Annotated in this window: 25 protein-coding genes; 14 read left to right on the forward strand and 11 right to left on the reverse strand. The window is 47.0% G+C overall.

Translation table 11 applies throughout. The features are described 5' to 3' along the window. The first annotated feature begins 93 nt into the window (after positions 1-93). Together EMM73_RS15825 and argA are read left to right on the forward strand one after the other, a co-directional pair. The gene (locus EMM73_RS15825; RefSeq protein WP_127687775.1) at positions 94-909 is read left to right on the forward strand and encodes a hypothetical protein; all 816 of its coding nucleotides are present in this window, start codon (positions 94-96) and stop codon (positions 907-909) included. Between the two features lie 302 nt (positions 910-1211). Next, entirely contained in the window at positions 1212-2531 is a 1320-nt protein-coding gene (gene argA, locus EMM73_RS15830; RefSeq protein ID WP_127687776.1) for an amino-acid N-acetyltransferase, read from the forward strand. Here the strand turns inward: argA and EMM73_RS15835 are convergent. After that, entirely contained in the window at positions 2526-3608 is a 1083-nt protein-coding gene (locus tag EMM73_RS15835) for a glycerol-3-phosphate dehydrogenase/oxidase (protein WP_127687777.1), read from the reverse strand. The genes argA and EMM73_RS15835 overlap by 6 nt on opposite strands. A gap of 276 nt (positions 3609-3884) precedes the next feature. Here EMM73_RS15835 and EMM73_RS15840 point away from each other — a divergent pair, with 276 nt between their 5' ends. After that, positions 3885-4646 carry a substrate-binding periplasmic protein gene (locus tag EMM73_RS15840; protein WP_127687778.1) on the forward strand — a complete coding sequence of 254 codons (762 nt, stop codon included), beginning with the start codon at positions 3885-3887 and terminating at the stop codon, positions 4644-4646. A gap of 59 nt (positions 4647-4705) precedes the next feature. Here EMM73_RS15840 and EMM73_RS15845 read toward each other — a convergent pair whose 3' ends face one another. Continuing rightward, positions 4706-5959 (reverse strand): glutamate-5-semialdehyde dehydrogenase, encoded by a 1254-nt coding sequence (locus EMM73_RS15845; RefSeq protein WP_127687779.1) that lies wholly within the window; start codon positions 5957-5959, stop codon positions 4706-4708. Positions 5960-5961: 2 nt separating this feature from the next. Then, positions 5962-7080: a glutamate 5-kinase gene (gene proB / locus EMM73_RS15850; RefSeq protein ID WP_222422685.1), complete on the reverse strand. Its 1119-nt coding sequence runs from the start codon at positions 7078-7080 to the stop codon at positions 5962-5964. A 186-nt stretch (positions 7081-7266) separates the two neighbouring features. On the opposite strand from proB, the gene EMM73_RS15855 reads away from it, so the two are divergent. Both EMM73_RS15855 and EMM73_RS15860 read left to right on the forward strand, forming a co-directional pair. Further along, complete coding sequence (locus EMM73_RS15855; RefSeq protein WP_127687780.1) at positions 7267-7917, forward strand: OmpA family protein; 651 nt, start codon at positions 7267-7269, stop codon at positions 7915-7917. A 91-nt stretch (positions 7918-8008) separates the two neighbouring features. Then, entirely contained in the window at positions 8009-8857 is an 849-nt protein-coding gene (locus tag EMM73_RS15860) for an EamA family transporter (protein ID WP_127687781.1), read from the forward strand. Between the two features lie 12 nt (positions 8858-8869). On the opposite strand, the gene EMM73_RS15865 is transcribed toward EMM73_RS15860, so the two are convergent. Together EMM73_RS15865 and speE are read right to left on the reverse strand one after the other, a co-directional pair. Continuing rightward, the gene (locus EMM73_RS15865; protein WP_127687782.1) at positions 8870-9538 is read right to left on the reverse strand and encodes a hypothetical protein; all 669 of its coding nucleotides are present in this window, start codon (positions 9536-9538) and stop codon (positions 8870-8872) included. A 241-nt stretch (positions 9539-9779) separates the two neighbouring features. Continuing rightward, positions 9780-10637 carry a polyamine aminopropyltransferase gene (gene speE / locus EMM73_RS15870; protein ID WP_186435260.1) on the reverse strand — a complete coding sequence of 286 codons (858 nt, stop codon included), beginning with the start codon at positions 10635-10637 and terminating at the stop codon, positions 9780-9782. Between the two features lie 204 nt (positions 10638-10841). Here speE and speA point away from each other — a divergent pair, with 204 nt between their 5' ends. The 4 genes from speA to EMM73_RS15890 all read left to right on the forward strand — a co-directional run bounded on the left by speA (position 10842) and on the right by EMM73_RS15890 (position 15830). After that, positions 10842-12728 (forward strand): biosynthetic arginine decarboxylase, encoded by a 1887-nt coding sequence (gene speA, locus EMM73_RS15875; protein WP_127687783.1) that lies wholly within the window; start codon positions 10842-10844, stop codon positions 12726-12728. 86 nt (positions 12729-12814) lie between these two features. Next, on the forward strand, positions 12815-13708 hold the full coding sequence (locus EMM73_RS15880; protein ID WP_127687784.1) for an acyltransferase: 894 nt from the start codon (positions 12815-12817) through the stop codon (positions 13706-13708). Further along, positions 13708-14631, forward strand: coding sequence for an acyltransferase (locus EMM73_RS15885; protein ID WP_127687785.1), 924 nt, complete (start codon positions 13708-13710; stop codon positions 14629-14631). The genes EMM73_RS15880 and EMM73_RS15885 overlap by 1 nt, the downstream gene beginning before the upstream one ends. Beyond that, on the forward strand, positions 14625-15830 hold the full coding sequence (locus tag EMM73_RS15890) for a mechanosensitive ion channel family protein (protein WP_261373465.1): 1206 nt from the start codon (positions 14625-14627) through the stop codon (positions 15828-15830). Before EMM73_RS15885 ends, EMM73_RS15890 begins: the two co-directional genes overlap by 7 nt. Here the strand turns inward: EMM73_RS15890 and EMM73_RS15895 are convergent. Beyond that, positions 15827-17023 carry a methyltransferase gene (locus tag EMM73_RS15895; protein WP_127687786.1) on the reverse strand — a complete coding sequence of 399 codons (1197 nt, stop codon included), beginning with the start codon at positions 17021-17023 and terminating at the stop codon, positions 15827-15829. The genes EMM73_RS15890 and EMM73_RS15895 overlap by 4 nt on opposite strands. A gap of 175 nt (positions 17024-17198) precedes the next feature. Here EMM73_RS15895 and EMM73_RS15900 point away from each other — a divergent pair, with 175 nt between their 5' ends. Beyond that, complete coding sequence (locus EMM73_RS15900; protein WP_127687787.1) at positions 17199-17582, forward strand: response regulator; 384 nt, start codon at positions 17199-17201, stop codon at positions 17580-17582. Between the two features lie 44 nt (positions 17583-17626). Here EMM73_RS15900 and EMM73_RS15905 read toward each other — a convergent pair whose 3' ends face one another. The 4 genes from EMM73_RS15905 to EMM73_RS15920 all read right to left on the reverse strand — a co-directional run bounded on the left by EMM73_RS15905 (position 17627) and on the right by EMM73_RS15920 (position 21244). Further along, positions 17627-18604, reverse strand: coding sequence for an FHA domain-containing protein (locus EMM73_RS15905; protein WP_127687788.1), 978 nt, complete (start codon positions 18602-18604; stop codon positions 17627-17629). After that, positions 18595-19848 carry a S1 family peptidase gene (locus EMM73_RS15910; protein ID WP_127687789.1) on the reverse strand — a complete coding sequence of 418 codons (1254 nt, stop codon included), beginning with the start codon at positions 19846-19848 and terminating at the stop codon, positions 18595-18597. Before EMM73_RS15910 ends, EMM73_RS15905 begins: the two co-directional genes overlap by 10 nt. 23 nt (positions 19849-19871) lie before the next feature. Next, entirely contained in the window at positions 19872-20717 is an 846-nt protein-coding gene (locus EMM73_RS15915) for a tetratricopeptide repeat protein (protein ID WP_127687790.1), read from the reverse strand. 215 nt (positions 20718-20932) lie between these two features. Then, the gene (locus EMM73_RS15920) at positions 20933-21244 is read right to left on the reverse strand and encodes a hypothetical protein (protein ID WP_127687791.1); all 312 of its coding nucleotides are present in this window, start codon (positions 21242-21244) and stop codon (positions 20933-20935) included. 532 nt (positions 21245-21776) lie between these two features. Here EMM73_RS15920 and EMM73_RS20090 point away from each other — a divergent pair. The 3 genes from EMM73_RS20090 (at position 21777) to ilvN (ending at position 24732) form a co-directional block, all read left to right on the forward strand. Continuing rightward, positions 21777-21938, forward strand: coding sequence for a hypothetical protein (locus EMM73_RS20090; protein WP_186435261.1), 162 nt, complete (start codon positions 21777-21779; stop codon positions 21936-21938). Positions 21939-22499: 561 nt separating this feature from the next. Next, positions 22500-24239 carry an acetolactate synthase 3 large subunit gene (locus EMM73_RS15925; protein ID WP_127687792.1) on the forward strand — a complete coding sequence of 580 codons (1740 nt, stop codon included), beginning with the start codon at positions 22500-22502 and terminating at the stop codon, positions 24237-24239. Between the two features lies 1 nt (position 24240). Beyond that, positions 24241-24732 (forward strand): acetolactate synthase small subunit, encoded by a 492-nt coding sequence (gene ilvN / locus EMM73_RS15930; RefSeq protein ID WP_008899063.1) that lies wholly within the window; start codon positions 24241-24243, stop codon positions 24730-24732. Positions 24733-24796: 64 nt separating this feature from the next. Here the strand turns inward: ilvN and EMM73_RS15935 are convergent, their stop codons facing one another. Further along, entirely contained in the window at positions 24797-26041 is a 1245-nt protein-coding gene (locus EMM73_RS15935; RefSeq protein WP_127687793.1) for an NRAMP family divalent metal transporter, read from the reverse strand. Between the two features lie 161 nt (positions 26042-26202). On the opposite strand from EMM73_RS15935, the gene EMM73_RS15940 reads away from it, so the two are divergent. Then, the gene (locus EMM73_RS15940; protein WP_127687794.1) at positions 26203-26466 is read left to right on the forward strand and encodes a hypothetical protein; all 264 of its coding nucleotides are present in this window, start codon (positions 26203-26205) and stop codon (positions 26464-26466) included. The last annotated feature ends 162 nt before the right edge of the window (positions 26467-26628 follow it).

Consider the following 26628-nt stretch of genomic DNA (forward strand, 5'->3'; position numbering starts at 1 on the left):
TCCGCTTTTTCTCCTTTAACAGTAAGGTTTTTCTCTACCCTCGGGTTCATTCTGGGTTTTGTTTTTTTGCGCTGACAACACAGGAGTTGATCTATGGGTTCTTTCCATCAACCATTAGTCGCTTTCATCTGCGGCATCTTCATACTAAGCACTCTGCTAACGGGTTGTGGTGGGGGCGAGGCTGTGCAGGGAGACCCGCAGCAAATAGGCACTAACTTTCCTGTGGGCGCCGAAGTGCCGGACAACCGCTATGTCGATCAGTATCAAATTTTGGTGTTTGGCAACAGCCATGTACGCTCCCACAATTTGACCGGGCTGATCCGGCAACTCATTTTGATTGGACGACCCGGAGTGACAGTGGATATCACAGTAGCGGCTGGTGGTTCTTACCTGGATGAGCGTTTATACAACAAAGTGGATTTGGCTTTTATGCAATCGCGCAGATGGACTCATGTCATCTTACAGGGTCAGAAATACTCCACTACAGGTTTGAACAGCTATCCAATAGATGACAGCCTGATGTGGCTTAGGGCAGTAAAGGCGCAAAACGCCACCCCTGTGTTATTTCCTGAACATGGTCAGGACGGTCATAGAACTGAAGGGAGCCGCGTACACCAGTTGCATCAAACCATAGTAGCGACTGAACCTGGTTGTATTGCACCTGTTGGCCTGGCCTGGGACAAAGTGTGGCAACAGGAACCCCAGATGGTGCTGCATGAAGCCGATGGTAATCATGCGGCATTGGCCGGTACTTTTCTGACCGCTTTGGTGTTTTACCAAAGCATTACGGGTAACAATGCCGACTTGATGGCCTATGTTCCGCAAATATCTTTAAGCTCTGAACAACAACAGTTTTTACGTCAAATCGCTGCAGCCACTTTGCAACAGCATCCAGCCTGCCCTTTTTAATGGATTAAATTAATATTCATGCAGCAAAGAAACATAACAACCCACAAAAATGCATACTGCAATTCAAAAGCAAGGCGTAAACCATTGATATGAAATACCTTTCACAAAAACACAGCCCCCATGCAAATTAACTGTTGGTTATTTATCCAAAATTGTTTAAAGTGCGCGCTCATTTATACTGCCCATACAGCGTCAGCCCTAGCTTTTGCATTATTTTGCTATGCTTAACTGGCTGTCGTATTGCTGTCACAAGGCAGCCCTAGTCTTATTTTTTGTTTTTGCCAGAAGGAAACAAAACCATAGTGCGCACTACAGAACTTGTTGATGGCTTTCGTCAATCCGCCCCTTATGTGAATTCTCACCGTGGCAAAACCTTTGTGGTGATGCTGGGTGGCGAAGCCATAGATCAGCCCGGCTTTCGCAGCATCATTAATGACATAGCTTTGCTTAATACCCTCGGCATTAAAATAGTGCTGGTGTATGGTGCCCGTCCACAAATTAATAAGGCGTTGGAAAAGGCGGGGTTAAATTGCGAATACCACAATCGTATCCGGGTTACGGATGACGATGCTTTTTCGGTGATTAAACAAGTCGCAGGGGCTTTGCAGCTGGATATTACCGCACGTTTGTCGATGAGCTTAAGCAATACCCCTATGCACAATGCGCAAATCAACGTAGTCAGCGGCAACTTTGTCATAGCCCAGCCTTTAGGTGTCGACGACGGCATCGACTATTTACATAGCGGCCGGGTGCGCCGCATCGATGTGCAGGGTATTCGACGTCAGTTGGATAATAACGGCATTGTGGTGATGGGCCCTGTTGCAGCATCTGTCACAGGCGAGAGCTTTAACCTGACCGCCGAAGAAATTGCCACTCAAGTGGCGATTAAACTCAAAGCGGAAAAAATTATCGGTTTTAACGAAGCGGGCGGTATTGTGGCTGACGACGGTGATATTACCGCTGAACTGATGCCTAATTATGCCGAACACTTAATGTGGCAAATGGAACAGAAAGAAGATGCCTGCACAGCTACTCTGGCTTTTCTGCATGCTGCTATTACCGCCTGTCGTGCTGGCGTGCCACGTTGTCACTTAGTCAGCTATGGCGAAAATGGTGCCATGCTGCAGGAGTTATTCTCACGGGATGGTATAGGCACGCAAATTGTCACTGAAGCCGCAGAACGTTTGCGCGCTGCCAGTATTACTGATATCGGTGGTATTCTGGATTTGATCCGGCCGCTGGAGCAGCAAGGTTTACTCGTGCGCCGCTCACGCGAACAGCTGGAGATAGAAATCGATCAGTTTGTTGTCATAGAGCGCGATGGCTTAATTATTGGCTGCGCTGCGCTTTATCCATTCCCGGAAGAAAATGTCGGCGAATTTGCCTGCTTAGCTGTACACGAGCATTACCGTGATGCTGACCGCGGCAGCGCTTTGTTAAAAAACATTATTCAGTTGGCACGGCAGCGTAAGTATTATCGCTTGTTTGCACTGACCACCCGCAGTATTCACTGGTTCCAGGAGCATGGTTTTGAACTGGTGACTGTGCAGGACTTGCCAGAGAAAAAACAACAACTGTACAACTACCAACGCCGTTCAAAAATACTGGCGCTGGATTTATAACAGCTTTTGTTGCACCTGTTGCACTACAGTCAGGGCCAAAGCTCTGGCTGTAGTCCATTTCCCACCCGAAACTGTCAATAACTGCTGTTGCCAATTCAGCGCGTATTCGCGACTGGCTGTGCTGGCGCTGTCACTGCCACCTAATAATGGCCGCACTCCGGCAAATTTACCTTGCACATCAGCTTCGTACAATTGAGTGTCAAAATAGTGGTTATACAGTTTCAATAAATATGCCTGCTCTTCGTCACTGCACTCTATAGGTTCTGCCAGATGTTGCCGCACTTCTGTGGTGCCCACTAAAGTTTGCCCTTGATACGGCAATACAAACACAATACGGCGCTCGCCCGGCACTTCCAGCATATGACCATAACGGCTGACAGGCGGCAGCAATAAATGACTACCCCTCACCAGATCTAACATTTGTTGTACGGGCAGTTCAGACTGCTCCAGCAACTGATTACTCCATGGGCCTGCCACATTCACCAGCAGATCAAATACTTGCCAGTCGGAGCTATTGCCGGCAAAGACTCCACCTGTCGCCGTAATTTGACGGACAGGGCAATGCTGATGAATTTGTACTCCGGCTTTAATGGCTTGTTCAGCCACCCAGAGCCCCAGTTTTCTGTCGTCCATCTGGCCATCAAAAAACAAATAAGCCCCTGTTAACCCCTGAGTCTTGATATCAGGTGAACAGCGTTTTACTTGTTCTGCCGTCAGCCAGCGATGGCGGCCTATGCCTTTTTTACCACTCAGCACGTCATAAAGCCACAAACCCATTTTGATTTGCCAACGCGGTCTTTGGCCGTTCTGATAGATGGGATACAACAGCGGTAATCTTTTAGTTAAATGTGGCGCTTTCTTCAGCCACCAACGCCTTTCCTGCAAAGCTTCATGCACCAGCCGAAACTCGCCCTGCTCCAGATAACGTAAACCACCATGCAGTAATTTGGAGGACGATTTACTGGTTGCCTGCATCAGCTCATCGCGTTCAAACAAAGTCACTTGATGGCCAGCCAAAGCCAGTTGCCAGGCTGAAGATAAACCGTTAATACCACCACCAATCACTGCAATTTTCATAGTACACCGGCCCAGAGTAAGGATTTAACAAATCTGCATCTGGGAAAATCTGTGTCGAATGTTTCAAAGTTCACTAACTCAATCCTATGTATGAAGCAAAGCCCAGAGTCATGCTTAGTTATGTACTGAATGAATACCTGGATTTTCTGCAAGCCCTGAGCTTATCTAAGCAAAGTATTTGTCTTCTGTCGAACCTGAACTATCAGTCTCAGCTGGCCTTGACTTTCCTCCTTAAGCAATTAATGTCAATACATCAGGCAATTTTTAGGATCGCCCATGCGCAGCTACCTGGGACTGCTTTACATCTCGTTGTTCTGTCCAGTGGCAGTGGCTGAACCTTTGGTACTTTTTACTGAAGAATTTTTTCCTTATAACTATACAGAAAACAACAAAGTGCAGGGTGTGAACGCCGATCTGTTGCGCCAGGCCTGTGCCAAAGCCAAACTGGTTTGTACATTCGAGTCCTTACCCTGGTTAAGGGCTTACGAATCGGCCTTGCACAAAGCTGAAAGCGGTTTATTCTCGACAGCACGAACCCCCAAAAGAGAACCGCAGTTTCACTGGATCGGACCTCTGGCTTCTTCCACCACGTATTTGTACCGACTAAAAAGCAGGCCTGAAGTGAATCCGCTGGATTTGGAACAAGCAAAAGCCTTTGGCATTGCCGTTACTCATGGCGATATCTTTGAAGAGTATCTGCACCAACAAGGCTATATTTTGGGCCAGAACCTGTTGTTGGTTACCAGAAAAACAGATGCTATTCCGTTATTTTTAGCCGGAAAAATAGATTTGCTCATTGGGTCTGAGCAAGTCATTGGTAGCTGGATGTCTACCTATGGCAGAACAAGGGCAGATGTCGAAACTGTAATGGATATCTCTTTTATCGGACAAAACTACTTGGCCCTGAACCGAAAAGTATCAGCGACCACTCTGAGATCACTGCAAAGGGCTATCGAGCAACTGGTTAAACAAGGAGAAATGGAGCGCCTGATCAGGCACTACCAAAGCAGGACTATGCCGCCTCAACGGGGGCCTTGAATGTTGAATGATTCAATATTCAAGGCCTGACCCTAAGAGCGGGTTTGCAAGGCCTGACCCTAAGAGCGGGTTTGGCCATCGCCTATCACTATATACTTTTCAGTAGTCAAAGACTCCAGCCCCATAGGGCCATAAGCATGCAGCTTAGAGGTAGAAATACCAATTTCTGCCCCTAACCCCAGCTCGCCGCCATCACTAAAGCGCGAGGACGCATTCACCATCACCACAGCGCTGTTAATTTGCTTTAAAAAACGCTGTGCAGTGCTGATGTCCTGAGTGCAAATCACCTCGGTATGGCCTGAGCTGTGGCGCTGAATATGAGCCACAGCTTCGTCGTAACCTGCCACTGTTTTCACCGAGATGGCTAAACGCAAATATTCAGTATCAAACTGGGTATCATCCGCTTTAGTTGCAGTGGCAAAATAAGGCAGAGACAAATCGCAGGCAAAAACATCCACCTGCTTTTGTTCAAAAGCGGCGGACACCAAAGCTAAGAACTCTGGCGCTATCGCCTGATGCACCAGTAAAGTTTCCAGCGCATTACACACTCCAGGCCGCTGAGTTTTGCCGTTGAGCAACAAGGCCATGGCTTTATCCAGATCGGCGGCTTTATCCACATACAAATGGCAAATGCCTTTGTAATGCTGGATCACCGGAATTTTACTGTTGTCGCTGACAAAATGAATCAAACCTTCGCCACCTCTGGGTATCACTAAATCGACACTGTCTTTTTGTTGCAGTAATTCCAGCAATAAAGCCCGGTCCGGGTCCGGTATTACACTAATGGCAGCTGGGTTAATACCTTGCTGCTGCATGGCTTTATGCAGCGAAGCAGCAATAGCCAGGCTGGACTGCAAGGCTTCACGGCCACCGCGCAGAATCACCGCATTACCAGACTTTAAACACAAAGCACCAGCGTCTGCTGTGACATTAGGCCGGGCTTCGTAAATCATCGCGATCACACCGAGCGGAATACGCATTTTACCGACCTGAATACCATTAGGCCTGGGTGCCATTTGACGGATTTGGCCTACAGGATCTGGCAAAGCTGCTATGTAACGCACTGCATTAGCTAAGGTTTTTATCCGATCTTCAGTCAGCAATAAGCGGTCCAGCATAGCGTCAGCTAACTGCTTTTCGCGCCCTGCCGCCATATCTTTGGCATTGCCAGCCAGGATCAAGGCAGTATCGGCTTCCAGCTGATCAGCCATCACCAGCAATAGCTGGTTTTTCGCGGTTTCAGATAATTGTGCCAGCTGCAAGGCGGCTTGTTTTGCCTCTTGGCAAATGGCTTTAATATTTACACTTGTCATGCTCAACTCTCTACCAGCGCTAAATCATCGCGGTGCACCACCACTTCACTTGGGCAATAACCCAAAATACTTTCAATCTGCTGGCTATGCACACCACGGATTTTACCAAGCTCAGATACACTGTATTGACTGATGCCTTTGGCTAGTTGCTTGCCCGCCTCGTCACATAGCCAAATAGCGTCACCTTTATCAAAATCACCGCTGATACTGCTGATGCCTTTGGGCAGTAAAGACGCACCTTTGTGTAATAGCGCCTGCACTGCGCCGCTGTCCAGCTTTAGCTCGCCCCGCGTTTTTAAACTGTGCAATAACCAGTGCTTTTTTGCACTGATGCGTTCCTGCTGTTTATGAAACAAAGTGCCACAGGCTTTGCCTGCTAAAAGTGCGGCAAAACTATCAGCTTTTTGGCCATTAATAATTAAGGTATCAATGCCTTGTGACGTGGCTTTACTGGCGGCCTGCAATTTGGTGGTCATGCCACCGGTGCCAATGGCATGATGACTGCCACCGGCCATGGCATAAATCTCAGGCGTGATTTGGTGTACTTCAGGAATAAGCAACGCATTGCTGTCTGAACGTGGATTGGCAGTATATAAACCATCGACATCTGAGCAAATAATCAAAGCATCGGCATCGACAACAGTGGCCACCAAAGCCGCCAGATTATCGTTATCCCCGACTTTCAACTCAGCTGTCGCCACTGTGTCATTTTCATTGACGATAGGAAGTACACCGTGATCCAGCAAAGTACGCAGCGTATTGTGGATATTTAAATAGCGGTTACGATGCTGTAAATCGTCATGCGTCAGCAAAATTTGTGCGCAATCAAAATCCAGCAAGTTACGCCAGCTTTGCATCATACGGGTTTGACCAACAGCAGCCATAGCTTGTTTGACATTAATGGGTAAGGGGTGATGGGCAAAGGGAATGGCTGCGCGGCCTGCCGCCACACTACCTGAAGACACCAATACCACTTCAACCCCCTGTTGCCTGCATTCGCTGATAAACCCAGCAATCGCCAGCAAATAACGGGTGGAGCAACCTTTTGCTTCTGGTGCAATCAGGGCACTGCCCACTTTTAATACCAGACGTCGCCACTTTAACCCAGCCATAACACCCATTTATCTCCAGTTATAATTTAACCACCCGAGCATACCTATTTAGACGTATATATGTCTATAGCCTTCGTACTTGCGACCACAGCGGCGTTGACTGCGTGCTCTCGCCCATTTCTACTGCAAAATAGTTCAGCGCTAATTCAGTTCTACCAGGGTAGAATTACCTCACAAAAATTCAGGAGAGTTCGTATGAAAGCCAAACAGTTAGCTTTAGTTGCCTTATGCAGCACCTTAGTTTTATCAGGTTGTGCCAGCATGAACATAGCGCCGGAAAACCAAAACACCGCTAAAGGCGCAGCCATTGGCGCTGGTGTAGGGGCTGTGCTGGGTAAAGCCACAGGTAATCATAAAAACAAAAGGTTGGCGATAGGCGCTGCTATTGGCGCTTTAGCTGGTGCTGCTGTGGGCCGTTATATGGACAATCAGGAAATGGCCCTGCGAGATCAATTATCAGGCACTGGTGTCAAAGTGCATCGTGACGGCAACATTTTACGTTTAGAAATTCCGTCACAAATTACTTTTGCTGTAAATCAGGCTGCCATTCAACCACAGCTCTATCCAGTATTAAACGATGTGGCTAAAGTGCTGGGCGAATACGATAAAACACTATTAGTGATCAGCGGCCATACCGACGATACAGGCACTTACGATTACAACATGCAATTGTCGAAAAAACGTGCTGAAAGCGTAAAAGATTATTTAGTAGCGCAGCGCCTGAACCCAATTCGGGTTGAAACTCAGGGCTTAGGTCCAAGTTACCCTGCTGTGCCAAACAATTCTGACAGCAACAGAGCAATGAACCGCCGCGTTGAGATACATATCGAAGCTATCACTCAATAATATAAAAAACCGGTCTGGACTTGTAATTTGCAACGGGCTGGGGTAAACCCAGCCCCTACATTTTGCAAAAGCAGCAAACCGGAGTTTGTTTATGGGTTTATTGTGGTTAGTTACACTGATTTGGGCTTTTAGTTTTTCCCTGATTGGTGAATTTTTAACAAGCCGGGTCGACCCTTATCTGGCGGTCAGCAGCCGTATGCTGTTGGCCTTACTGTTATTCCTGCCCTGGTTATTCAAAAGCACCAGCTCAAAAACTCAGGCTATGGCTCTTGCCGCCATTGGTGCTATTCAGTTGGGGCTGATGTACCTGCTGCTGTATCACAGTTTCCTGTATTTATCTGTGGCCGAAGTGCTGCTGTTTACCATTCTGACCCCTGTTTATATCTCAGTGCTGGATTACTTCTGGCGTTATAAAAAGCTGCATTTTCGTTGGTTAGGTCCTGCCCTGCTGGCCATTGTGGGGGCTTTAGTCATTCGCTATCAGAACTTAAGCTCAGATTTTTGGTGGGGTTTGTTGCTGATCCAGGCCGCCAACTTCTGTTTTGCTTTTGGCCAGGTGGCCTATCGTCAGCTGAATTTGGGCTCCACTGCTGCACAGCGTTATAACTTTGGCTGGTTTTTTGTCGGCGCAACCATCACCAGTTTACTGGCCACTGTTTTGTTTGCCGATTGGAACAAGATGCCGACCACGACTCTGGACTACGGCATTTTAGTCTGGCTGGGTGTAGTAGCTTCAGGTTTAGGTTATTGGCTATGGAACGCAGGAGCTCGCCAGGTCAATGCTAATCAGTTAGCGGTGATGAATAACGTGCTGATCCCCGCAGGCCTGGTGGTGAACTTTGTGTTCTGGCAACAAAATGTCAACTGGTGGACTTTATCAGCGGGGTCGGTGTTGATTTTTTCTTCGTTGTTATGGGCAGGAAGGCAAAACACCAACTAAATCACAGACGATTCAAGGCTGGAGCTCGGCTTTAACCAGTAAACGTATTTGCCAATATGTTTTAGTTTTCAGCTCCGACATATAAATATGCTGCCAAGACGGCTCCATCCCGGAAAACTGCTTCAGTACTTCGTCCGCCTTGATTTCAATTGGTAAACGCAGTTGGACCAAACAGATATTGTCCCGACAGCCGAAAGCCTCTGCGCCGGCGCCAAATTTGTCTTCTAAATCAGACAATGCCTGCTCGAGATTTTGTTCAAGTTGGTTATCTTGTGGATATTGATGAGAATAATGCAGCTGCTCCGCCGCTTCGCGAAAGTTTTTGCTTTTAAACAGCAACTCTAGTTTAGCGCGAGACAGTTCTTTATTTGCGCTGATCAGCCGCAAGTGCCAGTTTTCCTGCAGGTCTAAAGTACAACCCCGGCCTTCCAGACAAATCGACTTGGCCTGCTCAAACTTTACCACAACAGACTCCTGTGCCTGAGTGCTGTTGTGCACAACGGCTTGCACTTGACCCGATGGTTCGGGCTCTTTTGCAGGCACAAGGACCTGTGCTTTGGGTTGAACAACCCTTGTCACTACTGGAACTGCATCAGGTTGCTCTGACTCAGCCGCACCAATGAACCATAACCAGCCTATGATAAGTAATAGCGCTGCCCCACTGATCAGCCATTGCGTCATGCCGTCTCCTCCATGAATCATCACAATACCCGTCTTAGATACAGCTACTTTTTTGACGACCTGTTCTCTTCCCAACCACCTGGCTCCAGCATGCTTCTGGAGTCTGGCATTAGTCATTCTCATGCAACTTCAGGCTACCTGAGTCTGTGTATTTAGTCCTGTTTTACCTGCTTAACATTCTGATGTAAAGCAGGAACAGTGCCAGGGCATCAAGCGATGTTCGATACCGCCCGAAACTTTATCACTTCTCAGCAAACGCCTTCTTTACAAAATTAGGCAAAGCCATAGCAGCCTGATGCACTTCAGCATTGTAGTACTGAGTTTCAAAGGCAGGGTTTTGTGCAGCGTCAACCCGGAAGCCGTCAAATTTGGCCTCTTTACGGGCTAAAGTACAAGTCCACCAGCCGGATGGATAGACCATTTGCGGGAATAACAGACTTTGTAAATCAGCAAAACCAGCGTCTGTCATGGCATCACGCATGGCTTTTAGCAAAGGCATATGAATTAGTGGCGACTCACTTTGTTGCACTAAAATACCGCCAGGGCGCAGTGCTTTTAAGCAGCTTTCATAGAATGCTCCGTTAAATAAACCTTCACCCGGACCTATAGGGTCGGTTGAATCTACAATCACCACATCCAACGATTCTGGGGCTGCGTCACGCATAAACTGAATACCGTCAGCAAATTTCAACCTAGCACGTGGGTCGTTATTGGAGGCACAAAGCTCTGGGAAGTATTTTTCCGCCATCCGAGTCACTTGTTCGTCGATATCAATTTGGGTGACTTGCTCGATATCAGGGTGTTTTAATACTTCACGCAAAGTACCGCAGTCACCGCCACCTATAATCACCACCTGCTTTGGATTTGGGTGAGTAAATAACACCGGGTGGCTTAACATTTCGTGATAGAGAAAATTATCGCGGCTGCTGAGCATAATCACGCCGTCTATCACCATCAAATTGCCAAAATGCGTAGTCTCAAACATTTCAATATGTTGAAAAGGCGACTGTACCTCTTCCAGTTTTTTGGTAATGGCCAAACCGAAGGCACTGCCACTGGCTGCAAAAATTTCAGTGAACCATTTGTTGTCGCCTGACATACTTATCTCCTCAAAATAAACTAAGCTGGACTTCCCAGACTTATCTGAACTTGCAGCAGTGCTGAGGCCTTTTACCGCCAACCTGCCGCAACTTCAATGACTTTGGCAGTATTTTGCCAGCCAGGGCAAGATGAGACAAACTTTTCATGTTTTTTTCACAGCATTGGCTTTAAAATAGCGCATCATTTTTTTAAGGGCACGACAATGGCAGATTGGGGTATCGAAAAAGCACGATCCATATATAACGTAGCAGTCTGGAGTGAAGGCTATTTTGATGTAAACAACAATGGCGACCTGGTGGCCTATCCGGACCAGGACCACAAAAAACCCGGTATAAATTTCCCGGAACTGACTGCGCGTTTTAAAGAGGAAGGCTTAACCCTGCCCGTATTGGTGCGTTTTACCGATATTTTGCAGCACCGCGTTGGCACTTTAATCAGCTCTTTTGCTCAAGCTAAACAAGAGCGTGATTATCAGGGCGAATATACGGCTGTCTACCCTATCAAAGTAAACCAGCAATTCTCAGTAGTGAAAAAGCTGGTTAGCCATGACAGTGGCAAAGTAGGTTTGGAAGCGGGCTCCAAGCCTGAGCTAATGGCTATTTTAGGTGTCACCGACAAACCTCTGCGTATTGTTTGTAATGGCTACAAAGATTCTGAGTTCCTGCGTTTAGCCACTATTGGCCAGATGATGGGCCACCAGGTGTACGTGGTCGTTGAAAAAATCACTGAATTAAAAACCTTAATCCGTGAAATCGACAGCTTAGGCCAGGCGCCTATGATAGGCATCCGTATCAAGCTGAACTCGGTCGGTAAAGGTAAATGGCAAAATACCGGTGGTGAAAAAGGCAAGTTTGGCTTAACAGCCACTCAAGTGCTGCAAGCCATCGACATTCTGCGTGACGCCGGCAAACTGGACTTATTGCAGTTAGTGCATTTCCATATCGGCTCTCAAATTGCCAATATCCGCGATATTCACAATGCGATTCGTGAATGTGCCCGTCACTATGCCGAACTGCGCACTTTAGGTGTGCCTATCACTACGGTTGACGTTGGTGGTGGTTTAGGTGTGGACTACGAAGGGTCGAACTCACGTTCAGCCTGTTCAATGAACTACACCATGCTGGAATACGCCCGTAACGTGGTGTACGGCTTAAAAGAAGTTTGTGACGAATACGACTTACCACATCCGAATATTATTACGGAATCTGGCCGTGCTATGACTGCACACCACGCTGTGCTAATTACCGATGCTATTGACGTAGAGCGTGCACCAGGTCTGGTCAACATGCCAGAACCAAGCGAAGACTCACCAGCCGTGATTTGGGCTTTGTGGGATTCGTATAAAAACGTCACGCCACGCACAGCAGTAGAAGCTTACCACGATGCAGTGCATTATTTTACTGATGCTCATGCTCAGTATGTGCATGGTTTACTGACGTTAAAAGATTGGTCTTTGCTTGAGCAGATTTACTTTGCCACCATCAACAAAGTAAAAAACAAGTTGGATTTATCTTCGCGCTCACACCGTGATATTCACGATGAACTGAACGAGAAATTAGCGGACAAGCTGTTTGTTAACTTCTCCTTGTTCCAGTCTATGCCGGATGCCTGGGGTATTGACCAGTTATTCCCGGTAATGCCACTGGAGCGGATGAATGAGTCGCTGGAACACCGCGCTATTATTCAGGACATTACCTGTGACTCAGATGGCGTGCTGAAAAGTTATGCTGACGGCAACGGTATTGAATCAAGCTTACCACTGCCTTCTTACAAAGAAGACTCGCAGTTCCTGTTGGGTATGTTTATGGTGGGCGCTTACCAGGAAATTCTGGGCGACTTGCATAACCTGTTTGGCGATACCGACTCAGTCCATGTAGAGCTGGATGAAGAAGGTGGTTACCGTCTGACCAATGCGATTAAAGGCGACACAGTGGCTGACGTCTTACGTTATGTCCAGTTTGACGCGAAGAAGCTGCTTGCCTCTTACCAGAAGCAATTAGCGCGGATGGACTTTAGCCCGGAAATGCAGTCATCGTATTTAGATGAACTAAAAGCCGGTGTTTATGGTTACACCTACTTCGAAGATTAAGGTAAACTTGCCACTGATCAGATGAGTGAAGGGGTTAGAGCACTGAAGCTGGTGCTCTGCCCCTCTAAATTTTAGATGGTGGTGTTATGTTGCATTTCTTACCAGCCCCGGTACGTGGCTCGATATCTTTTCTGCTGTATGTGATCAACACTATTTTTTGGGCCGTCCCAATCCTGTTGCTCGCCATAGTCAAGCTGCCTCCGATCAAAACATGGCAAACCTGGATCACCTATTTGCTGGATTTCTGCGCTACCAGCTGGATCACGCTGAACAATTTAACCAGCAGTGTTTTTACCCGAGTTCGTTGGGATATCAAAGGTATAGATAACTTAAGCGTCAAAGACTGGTATCTGGTGATGGCGAATCATCAGTCCTGGGTCGATATTCTGGTGTTGCAAAAAGTGTTTAATCACAAAGCACCCTTTTTAAAGTTTTTTCTGAAAAAAGAACTGATTTACGTACCTGTGATTGGTTTATGCTGGTGGGCGCTGGATTTTCCTTTTATGCAGCGTTTAACAGCTAAACAGCTGGCAGAAAAACCTGAACTCAAAGGCACTGATATTGCGACAACTCGTAAAGCTTGCGAGAAATTCCGTTACAAGCCAGTCTCTGTGATGAATTTCCTCGAAGGCACCCGCTTTACTCAACTTAAACACGACAAACAGCAATCGCCTTTTACTCACTTACTCAAACCTAAAGCCGGTGGTATTTCTTTTGTACTGAATGCGATGGGTGAGCATTTGCATAAACTGCTGGATGTTACTATCTGTTACCCCAAAGGCATCCCTACCTTTTGGGATTATATTTCAGGTAAAGTACACGAAGTTAAAGTACGAGTCAGAGTCTTGCCTATAGACCCCAAGCTGATTGGTGATTATGACGATCCGCTATTCAGACAACGATTTCAGAGCTGGGTGAATCAATTGTGGTTAGACAAAGATCTATTGTTAACAGAGCTTAAGCAAGGAGAGCGAAACTAATGTTGTATTGGTTGCCTGTCGTATTGAAAGCACCTCTGGCGTTTTTTATGTTTAGTTGCAACCTGACTTTTTGGGGTTCGCTGGTTACATTGATAGGTATTGCCAAGTTGTTGTCGCCAACCACTGCAATCCGAACCTTCTGGTCTAAACCCGCTCACTGGTGTTATCGCCGCTGGTCACGCTATAACAAACTACTGATGGAGCTATTTAATAAAGTGGAATGGCAAGTCAGTGGTGTGGCTGAACTGAAAAAAGACAGCTGGTATTTGCTGATTTCTAATCACAAAAGCTGGCTGGACATTCCGGTATTGAGTCAGTTTGCCTTAAACCGAATTCCTGAGCCTAAGTTCTTTTTAAAAGAGCAATTAAAGTGGGTACCTTTTATTGGCTCTAGCTCCTGGGCTTTAGATATGCCTTTTATGAAGCGTTACAGCCAGGCACAACTATCCAAAAAGCCACATCTCAAAGGCAAAGATATTGAAACCACGCGTAAATCTTGCGAAAAATTTAAAGATACCCCGACCACTATTATCAATTTTGTCGAGGGGTCACGCTTCACTGCAGAAAAACACAAACTAAAACGTAGCCCATTCCGGCATTTATTGCCCCCTAAGGCGGGTGGTATTGCTTTTACGCTAGCCAGCATGGGACAACAGTTTCATTCGGTGTTGGATGTGACCATTATGTACCCGGATAACCCAGGCCATGTCGCCATAGATATGCTCTGTGGCCGCTTAAAGCGGGTGGTTGTGCTGGTTGAAATTCTGCCTGTTGATCACGAAATTATTGGCGATTATTTTAACGATGAAACCTTCAGAGTGAGTTTCCAAAACTGGCTGAATCAGCGCTGGCTGAAAAAAGATCTGGCTATAGCTGCATATCAACAACCAGAAACTTCAGCTGCGGAAAACGCCTTGTGTTAGATCTGTATTTACAACAAGCGGCCAGTTATTTTGGCCTGACCTTGGCGCCAAATCATGTCGCCATGTTATCCATCAGAATAGTGCTGGCGTTGTTGCTGCTCAGCCTGTTGTTTACTTTAGCCCGCCGCTATTTGTTACCCGCTATTGCCCGCCTGCTGGACAAAATGGACGGTACTTTAGAACATCAGACTGAAAAAGAACGGCTCAAACTAGCCAGCCATCTAGCACATCTGCTTCCAGCTGTAGTGCTGATTAGCTCAGCAGAACAGTTTTTCATGCACTGGCCTGATTTTATGTCGGTTGTGCATTTGGGCCTTTGGATCTATCTGTATTGCTTTGCGGGTTTTGCATTTGCCGCACTGATCAACTTTGCAACCACTATTTACAGCTCGGTAGAGCGTCAGAGTAACGTGCCTTATCTGGGGCTGGCTCAAGTATTGAAATTACTCGATTTTATCGTGGTCGCCATACTGGTCCTCAGCACTTTGTTGGGTAAGTCGCCGGTGTATTTGCTCAGCGGCCTGGGAGCCTTAACCGCAGTGTTATTATTAGTGTTTAAAGACACTATTTTAGGTTTGGTCGCCAGTATTCAGTTAGCCACCAATAACATGGTTAACCGTGGAGACTGGATTGAAATGCCAAAGTACGGTGCAGACGGCTCAGTAATAGAGGTAGCACTGACTACGGTAAAAGTGCAAAACTGGGACAATACTATTACCACTATCCCCACTTATGCGCTGATCTCAGACTCCTTTAAAAACTGGCGGGGTATGCAACAGTCCGGTGGTCGCCGTATTAAAAGAGCTATTAAAATTGATATCCACAGCATAGGTTTTCTTGATGAGCAAGAGATACAACAACTGCTGGAGCAGCAAGTGTTGCAGCCGTTTTTTGACACCGCAATAGCGCAAGACTTGATAAAACAGCCTCACCTGACCAACCTGAAATTGTTTCGCTACTACACCCAGTGGCTGCTGCAGCAGAACCCAAATATCAATCAGCGCATGACACTGATGGTGCGTCAGTTGGAGTCGAACGAAGTGGGTTTACCCCTTGAAATTTATTGCTTCAGTGCAGATAAAATCTGGGCCAACTATGAGCAAATTCAGGCCGAAATTTTTGAAACCTTATTTGCCACTTTACCCTTGTTTACCTTAAGCACTTTCCAGCGGATAGGTGGCAGGCAGCAAGAACTTTAGCTCGGTACCTTACAGGCGCTAATCAGCAAATTCCGTGGCGTGAGCTGGTAGTTACAGAATTGTTTAACCTGCACCTGATAACCTTGTTGCTCTAAAAATAAGGCTCTATCCAGCACCAGCCATTGCTCCAGCAAAGGCCGGAATAACGAACGTACCAGCTGCATTTTTTGTACTAATAAATGTCGTTGTTGCCCCAATTGCAGATAGTGCTGCCAGTCTGTTTCAGCCGGGATTTGCCATTGATGCTGTGAAGCAGCCCACTGGGCAAAAGCGCTAAACTCGCCACTAAACCAATGTTTAGGTACTGAAGATAAAGGCTTGTAGTGGCTTTGGCATTGTAAGGCCTGGTATAACTCCTGATAGGCCAAACGCCACATCACCTCTGTGTGACGCAAACGTGCAACTCTCTCTCCCGCCGTTACTTGAGCTTGCACAGCCAGTTTGAGTTCGTCCCTGCTGAGTTGCCCCAAAGCGCTTTGCTGCGCCAAAACAGACAAGGCCTGGTAATGCTCTGTGGCAATCAAATGATAACAACAAGGCACTATATCCAGCTTTGCTGCGCCTACCCAACTGGCTTGTTGCAGTAAACGGATATGCAAATCACCGCAGGCATGCAAAGCCACTATCTGCTGATCGGTGTTGAGATACCTAGAGGCTTCTTCCGACAACACATCGGCCTGAACAAATACCTGTGACAACCTGAGCTTTTCTGCCAGTTGCTGGCCCTCAACACAGAGCTGAGGTTGCCACTCCAGACTAGTTACTGTTCGTTGTTTGCTAAATGATAACCAACGTCCCAAATGACCTTTGCCAGCACACCATTCCAACACGGGCAAGTCACTTTGCTGCATCTGTAAGCCAAAGCTCTGAATTTGTTCTAGTTTTCGTCCTTTAATATCTCGACTAAACCAAAAAGGCAGTTCAGTCTGCTCTGTGCCTTTTTCCTGTATTAACTCAAAAGGGCTACACTGGTTTAATTCCGGGAAAAACTCAGAAAAATAATGACAACGTTGGGTTTCATCCTGTTCCAAACGCTCTATTGCTGCAGGCCCAAGCTGCTGTAAATTCTGAGCTAAGCTTGTATCAGCCCAAGGCAGGTTGGTGAAATGGAAAGGGCTAAAACGCCAGTAGTGCTGGTACTGAGTTAATAACAAATCCAACTGTAAAAATTGTTCAGACAATAACTGGGGCATGGGAAAGATAACTATCTGTACACTACCGAATACCGACACTATACCACTGCGAAGTTAAAAGCTCTGGCGCCGTTGGTTAGTTTTTTCTCAAGCCCGGCCCCGCTTCAACTAGCATCAAAGCCAAAAATCATGCACACTCAGTTCATCAAGCATGGCCCGATAAAGAGACATTCAGGTGACAGAACTCAAACGTATTATGCATGTGGAAGATGATCCATCGATCCAGGCTGTGGCAAAAGTTGCGCTGGAAGTCGTAGGAGGTTTTACCGTTGAAACCTGCAGCGGCGGTGAAGAGGCATTAAATACTTTTCACGCTTTTCAGCCTCAGCTGATCTTGCTGGATGTGATGATGCCAGGTATGGATGGCCCTAGTACTTTGAAAAAAATGCAGGCCGATTTTGATTTAAGCCAGATTCCAGTGGTTTTTATGACCGCCAAAGTACAAGCAAATGAAATTGAATCCTACAAAGATTTAGGCGCGGCTGATGTGGTTGTCAAACCTTTCGACCCTATGACCTTGTCCGAGCAAATCCGCGCTATCTGGCAAAAACTGCAGTAAGCTGAAAATACAGATCAGATCACAACGTGATCTGATCTGTATTGTTATTGCTTATCCTTATACTGCCGCTTTTGTTCTACTTGTTCAAATAACTGCTGTAAATCCTGCTCATACTGCTGAATATCTTTGCCCTGCCCCAGATAAAAAGGCAATGGCAAGATACGCGCGTCGTAACGCAAACTGCGGTCAAAAGGCGATGGCGGTGTGAGCAGATTAGCCCATTGACCTGAGGTAGCTAATAAAGCCAAAGCCAAAGCTACAGCAGTACGAAATCGAGGAGACCAATGGGTAGCCAGACAAAAGTTACCACTAAACAAAGCAGTTAAGATTAAAGTGTAGCCGACAACTTCAACCCCCTGAGCCATGCCTGAACCATCCAGATTAAAGCCTAGCCAAAAACAAAAGGCTCCCCACAAGGTGCCACAGGCAGCAGCAGCATAAGTCAGGCTTAGCTGAGGCATAAAATGACTTTCCTGCTGATTAAATCTGCTCCACAACGCCAATATCGCAGGCAAAATGCAAAACAACAGCAGACTGCGCGGAATATCCAGCAAACGTGCTGGCCACATATGTTCCATTTGCTTTGACAAAGTCAACCAAATCTCTGCCACCTGATCGGTTGCCAGTATCAGCGCAAACAACAAGATAAAAGCCCAATGCCCCATAGCCTGCAGTCTCTGCTCTATCACACTAAAAGGCATAGTGGCAGCTACAGGATGAGCGTCGTCATATAAACGTAATGCCTGCTCACCCAGCCAACAGATTTCACCTGAACGAAGCAGCTCTCTAGCCACTACAGCTTTGCGCCCGGACAAAAAACTGCCATTGACTGAACTTAAATCCTCCAGCCACCAATGACCTTCTTCATCTTGTTGCAACACGGCATGGTAAGGGCAAACATGTTTGTTAAATAAAATCACATCGTTATCAAAAGCACGGCCTAAATTCACTTGAGGCTGTAAAAACTTATGCCGCTCTGTGACTTTTTGCTGTTTGTTCAGTACTTCCACTATTACTGCCATACCACAGCTCCAATAAACTTACGGCTGAATGCTAAGGCGATTTGCTGATCTACTCCCGAAAGAGTGAAATGGCTGACCACACCTTGTTGCTGATGATCCATAGAGGCTGAGATATAAGCCACATCAAACAATTGCGGGTAGTTACGATAAGCCCTGATGCAAAAGATAGCTTTGGCATGCTGACCTTCCGCCGGATTGAGCAGCTGATTGTTACAGGAAAAAGCCGTCACATCATCCTGGCCTGCACGGTTATCGGCATTCATCTGGCTAATGCTGAACTGATAACGGCGAAAGAACTGCAGTGGATGTAAGTCTTTGGCCTGGATCCATTCAAACTGCATTTCAATGCGGCCTGTACTGAATTCTGACGACAAAAAGATTTCTTCCGGCTGGTTACAAAAGGCGTTGACTCTTTTTACATCGTCTTTGTCTTTCTCCACATTGGAGGTACCCCAACAGCGGATAAAGGGTACAATTTCGTCCGGCACTGTGGCAGGGCCAAAGCTTTTTAACTGCCAGTCAGCCTGCAGAATTTGCTGAAACATACGTTGTTGGTTATCGAGCAGTTGCTGCTGAATATCCTGTTTTAAGTCAGAGACTACAGCTTTTTCCACCAGCGTTTTTAGGGCCGCAGCAGGCACTAAAAAACCTAAGTCATTACCGGCAGAAGCCACGTTAACACCAATCACCTCACCAGCCTCGTTTACTGCAGGACCGCCACTCATGCCACTATTGATGGCACCGGTAAAATGAATGCGAGGATAAAAACTGTGCTTTTGCAGACCGTTGTAGGTGCCCGGCACCACTATTAAGCCTAAATCATGAGGGTTACCTAATGAGTAGACTGCAGCGCCTTGCACTGGGGGTTGCTGTTGCAACTGAAAGCTCTTAGCGGCTTTGTAGTCGGTTTTGAGCAAAGCCAAATCATTCACCACATCGACAGCCACTATTTCCAGTGTGCCTTTTTGCTGGTTTTGCGCCAGAAACTCCAGCTGATACTTTTGCGGAAATAATACAGCTTCGGACACCACATGGTAGTTGGTAACCACCAGATCTGAGTCTGCCAGCAAAAAGCCACTGCCGATGGCCGACTTAGCGCCTGAAGCATATTCCAGCACTTTTACTTGTAACAAAGCGTCAGCGTAATCGGCAAAGACTTTTTCTGCCACAGCAGCGCTGTAGCTTTGCGCTGACCAACAGCACAGAACCAGCCACACCAGGCTGGTCCATGTTTTTCTCAGCATAGGGAGTCCTTTCAAACAATGAATTAATACAAAAGGCTATAGAGTTTACGTCTGTAGCTGGAGGCTAAAGGCTCACCTTTGGGTAAAGTTGCCAGAATATCCAGATAGAGCTTTTTCGCCTCACCAAAGTTCAGATCCTGCCTCAATAGCTCATAAAGTAAAGCCAAAGCTTCGGCAGAACGTTGCACCTGATGATACTGCACGGCCAATTGTTGCTGCAGCTCTTTATTGTCAGGATCTGTGACTAAAGCCTGTTCCAGCGCTTTGACTTCAGGACTGTCAGCTGCTTGTTGCGCTAATTCTAACCGAGCTTTCACACTTTGATACAACGAGTCCTGATCGGCCATTAGCACTGTAGCCAAGGCTTTTTCAGCAGCCTCTAACTGACCCAGTTCAACCTGCACCAAGGCCAGCTGTAAACGGATATCAACCCGTTCAGCAGCCAGTTCATTGGCTTGCTTGAGCAGTGGATAAGCTTCAGTCCAGTTTTGCTGCTCCAGCAAAGGCAGAGCCTGCTGTAATAACTGATCTTCAGGCTTAGGTAAAAAAGCACTCAGGCGCTGTAAAATAGCCTGCTCAGGTTCTTCACCGGCAAAACCATCGACCGGCTGACCTTCTTTAATAAAGAGCACTGTAGGCACAGAACGCACACCAAAATGGGCTGCGAGTTGCTGCTCCTGGTCACAATCCACCACGGCCAGCGTCAGCGCATCCGGATAATTTTGCGCTATGCGCTGCAATACCGGGCCTAAATTTAAACAAGCCGGGCTGCGCTCTGAATAAAAATAAAACAGCACAGGCTGAGCAAAAGACTGCTCTAACAGTTCACGGACATTTTCTATAGTAACGGGCTTGATATTAGCTGACACAACTCACCTATTTTATTCGAACCGGACAGCTCCGGTTTTATGCAATGCTTTGCACCACTATGTGGCCGGGACCTTAGATTTGCAAGTCGGGGTTGTGCTGGGAATTGTGAGTATGGGAGCCAAATAGATTCACGAATTGGCCTTTGATGAGGCTAGGGGATACTAACTCAGCGAATACCTGATCGACTTAGTACATCTTACAACACTCAGGCTTGCTATCCTTTACGTTGTTCCTGTCCAGCATTTGGATCACTAAAAAACAACCTAACAAGTATTTTCTCAAACCCATAAAAGCACAGATTTAACACTACAAATAACCCCAAAACCACTCCAATCCAAATAAACCCTATTTCTGGTGAGTTCTCAATGGCGGGGAGACCTAACTCGGAACGACGATCCATAAGTGAATTGACGAAATACAACTTTAGTAACTGCCAAAAGAAAACAAAACCAGCCAAAATGTAACCGGACCTAACCCTGTATTTATGCACCAGTTGGCTGAACTCTTGAAGTGTCATTGATTGCATATCTTGTCCCTAAGAAACTTGTTATAACGTAGCCGTAAAAGGATACCAGACTAATACCAATGTGCCTGTATTCCAAAGATTTCTTACGAAATCACTAAAACTCGTGCAAAAGAAATCGGTGGGTAGCTCACTCTTTACTACCAATGATTAAAAGCCTCTACCAACTACGGGCACCAAATCCCTATTGGGGCCTGCTAAAGCTGTTTAACAGCTCATGTTATCGCACTGCTGCAGTGACACTTTTTTTGGTCAGACCAGAAAAAGCGTTATTCGCCGCCATCCATGGCGCTCACCCTCCGGGCCAATGCTTCGCATTGTTCACAAAACGGCAGGACAGCCGTTTTGCACAGCTTTAGCTGCCGAAGGCGAACATCAGGGATGATGTGAGTGAAAATCTTTCCCGAAGATTTTGTATTCGCCGCCTTCCATGGCGCTCACCCTCCGGGCCAATGCTTCGCATTGTTCACAAAACGGCAGGACAGCCGTTTTGCACAGCTTAAGCTGCCGGAGGCGAACATCAGGGATGATGTGAGTGAAAAACATTCCTGATGTTTTTGTATTCGCCGCCATCCGTGGCGCTCACCCTCTGGGCCAATGCTGCGCATTGTTCACAAAACGGCAGGACAGCCGTTTTGCACAGCTTAAGCTGCCGGAGGCGAACATCAGGGATGATGTGAGTGAAAAACATTCCTGATGTTTTTGTATTCGCCGCCATCCGTGGCGCTCACCCTCTGGGCCAATGCTGCGCATTGTTCACAAAACGGCAGGACAGCCGTTTTGCACAGCTTAAGCTGCCGGAGGCGAACATCAGGGATGATGTGAGTGAAAATCTTTCCCGAAGATTTTGTATTCGCCGCCTTCCATGGCGCTCACCCTAACGGGCCATCGTCGCTGCGCTCCAATGTTCAAAAACATTCCCGAAGATTTTGTATTCGCCGCCTTCCATGGCGCTCACCCTAACGGGCCATCGTCGCTGCGCTCCAATGTTCAAAAACATTCCCGAAGATTTTGTCGACTTTCGCCGATTATTCCCTTAAATTAGCCATCAAGCCTGCTAAATAAAAAACGACCAACGAGTCGGATCCATACCTCAAGGTATACAGGCACATAGTTTTGACAGATCCCTTACTCTGTCCGTCCACGTAAAAGAATTTATGCTGTTCTGCCCAAGGCAGAGCGGTTATTTTTGCTTTAAGCCTTTTTGCACCCGCAATAGGGCTTAAAGTTCGTACGTGCAAACTATGAGACCTGAACAATGACAAGCCAAAACACCCAACCAGAACTGCTGTCTGGTGGAGCCATGCTGATCCGCGCCCTAGCTGACGAAGGCGTAGAGTATGTTTATGGTTACCCCGGCGGTGCCGTGTTACACATTTACGATGCCATGTTTCAACAGCATCAGGTGAAGCACGTACTGGTCCGCCATGAGCAAGCCGCGACCCATATGGCGGACGCCTACGCAAGAGCAAGCGGCAAAGCTGGTGTAGTGCTCGTCACGTCCGGCCCTGGTGCTACTAATGCGGTTACCGGCATAGCCACAGCCTATATGGATTCTATTCCTATGGTGGTGATCTGTGGTCAGGTGATGAGCCATCTGATTGGCGACGATGCCTTTCAGGAAACCGATATGCTGGGTATTTCCCGCCCTATTGTGAAACACAATATGTCGGTACGCCGCCCGGAAGATATTCCGTATTTAGTCAAAAAAGCCTTTTATATAGCGCAAAGCGGCCGCCCAGGTCCTGTCGTGATAGATATTCCGAAGGACATGACTATCCCTAGTCAGAAATTCCCATACGAGTATCCAAAAGATATCAAGCTGCGCTCCTATAACCCGAACGCCAAAGGCCATCCGGGCCAGATTAAAAAAGCCCTGACCACCTTGTTAGCCGCGAAAAAACCTGTGCTTTATGCTGGCGGTGGCGTGATTTTAGGTCAGGCTTCAGAAGAGTTGACGCTATTAGCCCGCAAGCTGAACTTACCTGTCACCAATACCTTAATGGGCTTAGGTGCTTACCCAGCATCTGATCCACAGTTTATTGGCATGCTGGGTATGCATGGTAGTTACGAAGCCAATCAGGTGATGCATAACGCCGATGTAATTTTTGCGGTAGGCGCGCGTTTTGACGATCGCGTCACGAACGCAACGAAGAAGTTCTGCCCGAACGCCACCATTATTCATATCGACATTGACCCGGCCAGTATCTCGAAAACTATCAACGCACATATTCCTATTGTGGGATTAGTGAAGCCGGTATTGCAGGAGATGTTGCAGCAATTGGAGAAAAACCAAGGCCAGCTGGATCAGCAAGCACTGGGCCAGTGGTGGCAACAAATCCAGCAATGGCGTGAAGTGCATGGCGGCCGTTATAACAGTAGCGAATCGCATTTAAAACCTCAGGCCGTGATTGAGGCTGTACACCGTCACACTAAAGGCGATGCTTATGTCACCTCGGACGTAGGTCAGCACCAGATGTTTGCCGCGCAGTACTATAAGTTTGATAAACCGAATCGCTGGATCAACTCAGGTGGCCTCGGCACTATGGGTTTTGGTTTACCGGCCGCTATGGGTGTGAAACTGCATTACCCTGATGCTGAAGTAGTCTGCGTGACAGGCGAAGGCTCTATTCAGATGAATATTCAGGAGCTGTCGACCTGTAAACAATATGGTCTGAATGTCAAAATCATCAACCTGAATAACGGCTATTTGGGCATGGTAAAACAGTGGCAGGATATGAACTACGACAGCCGCTACTCCAGCTCTTATATGGATTCCTTGCCTGACTTTGTGAAGTTAGCTGAAGCTTATGGCCATGTCGGTATTCGTGTCACCAAAGCCGAAGAGTTAGAACCTGCGTTAGAACGTGCTTTTGCCCTGAAAGACAAACTGGTGTTTTTAGATATTCATGTCGATCCAACCGAGCATGTCTATCCAATGCAAATACCAGGCGGCGCTATGAATGAGATGTTTTTAAGTAAAACGGAGCGGACTTAAGATGCGGCATATTTTATCTGTATTGCTGGAAAACGAGTCCGGCGCTTTAGCCCGCGTGGTAGGCTTGTTTGCCCAGCGTGGTTACAACATTGACTCCTTAACAGTAGCGGCCACTGAAGATCCAACTATTTCGCGTCTGACACTAGTGACACGCGGTGATGATCAGGTGATAGAACAAATCACCAAGCAGCTGCATAAACTGATTGAAGTGGTCAAACTGGCGGATTTAAGCGAGTCAGCTCATATCGAACGTGAACTGATGATGGTCAAAGTCAAAACCACAGCAGAGCAACGTGAAGAAGTAAAACGCTGCGCTGATATCTTCCGTGGCCAGATTATTGATATCACAGCCAGTACCTACACCATTCAGGTGGTGGGTACCTCGGACAAACTGGAAGCTTTTATTCAGGCGTTAAACGGCACGCAAATACTGGAAACAGTTCGCAGTGGCGTATCTGGTATTTCACGCGGTGAACGAACTTTAAGTTTGTAAAACTGCGGTCTGGGCAACATGAATAAGGCGGACTATGGTTCGCCTTATTCATTTGGAGCTCAGGTTATTTACTCAGATACCACCAGATAAACAGCAGCGAAAAGCCAAATAAGTAGGTCAACCCCAACCAGGATAACAAGCGGATCCAAGGCTGCATCAGATGTTTTTGCTGGCCGCGCATCAGGCGGTAATTCAGCCAAGCAAACACAGGAGTAGTCACAAAAGCCAGACTCATGGCAAAAGTCAGCATAGGTCCAAGGGCTGATTTAAAGAATAAAATCACTGCCATACCAGAAGCAGCCTGAGCCAGCAGCCAAAGGTTGTAGCTATTTTTCCGTTCTGTTTTTTGCCAGCCCAGCAATTGGAAGGATTCATTGATAGTGCGGGCATAACCATCCAGCACGGTCAGCGTTGTACCAAACATGCAGAGAAAGGCCACCAAAGCGACCAACAGCTTTGACCAATCCCCTATAGTGCTGGCATACATAGCGACAAACTGGCTGGTGTACGCAACACCAGCTAATTCTACGTTCTGATCCGAGCCATATTGCACCAAAGCGCCCAGTGACAAAAATACCAGAGCCAATGCAGTAGTGCTCCAGTAGCCTAAGTTAAAGTCAAACAAACCATCCTTTTTACTGACAGGGGTGTGCTGCTGCTTGGCTTTCAGCCACAAGGAATTAATAGCGGAAATTTCAATTGGGGCAGGCATCCAGCCCATAAGTGCCACTAAAAAACCTAAATACAATAACTGCCAGGGAGAAGGGCCAACAAAGTCAGGCGCTGCAGTTGGCCCTTTGTTAAAAGCAATAATGGCCGCAGCTACAGTGGTGATCGTCAACAACAGCATGACCCACTTAGAGACAGTGTCGAGCAACTTGTATCGACCTGCCAATAAAATCACTAAACATACTGCCAGCAAGATCAGGCATAGCACAGTCAGTGACACTTCTGCTGGTACAAAAAACTGCAGTAAACTGGCAGTTAGTAGCAATACCCCCGCGGTGTTCACCACAGCAGCTATTAAATTCAGCCAGACAAAACTTAATAAATAACCCCGGCCCTGCTTTTTATAGCCTTCCAGCAAAGTTTCGCCACTATGCAGACTGTACTCCACACCAAAGCGGAAAAAAGGGTACTTCAATACATTCACCAGCAAAATCAGTACCGCCAGTTGCCAGCCAAATAAAGCACCAGCCTGAGTGGAAGCGACAATATGCGAACCCCCAATAGCAGCCGTTGCTAATAAAACACCTGGTCCTAAAGCTTTGAGCTTACTGTGCCAGTTTGATGAATATCCCTGTTGCATAAGTTTATGTTTTTATGTTTAAAAAGCCATGGCCCAGCTTAGCCAAAGCCTAAGCTGAACACCATCGGACAAATGGAAAAACTTCAGAAGCCGGTCCTTCGACTTGCTGCTTTGCCCTTGCTCTGGCATGCTGCGCTTATATGAATAGCTAGGAAATTCGCATGAGTCAGGAACCCTTAGTCGATCAAGAAATAATTTTTGAAGTGCTGGAAAACCAACTGGCCGATAATGAGCCAAAACAAGTAAAAGAAACTTTGATGCGTTTATGCATGACAGGCCACAGCAGAGAAGATGCACTGGAGCTGATGGCTTGTGCATTGGCACCAGAGATGGAAGCCGTGATTGAACGTAACGAAACCTTTAATCTGCAGCGTTATATCGAACATCTGTCCTTGCTACCTCAAATGCCTTGGGTAACAGAATAATTTTATTGGCTTCGATTGGACGCTGAACGGGCAGGGATAAACCCAATCGACACAGGATTGAACGCTGAACGGGCGGGGATAAACCCGCGCCCCTACAATGAAATTCACGATAAATCCGTAGGGTCGCCCGCCTGCAACGCAGCCACAGCGCCAAGGACGCAG

This window comes from Rheinheimera sediminis, from assembly GCF_004005375.1.
In the GTDB taxonomy this organism is placed as follows: Bacteria; Pseudomonadota; Gammaproteobacteria; order Enterobacterales; family Alteromonadaceae; genus Pararheinheimera.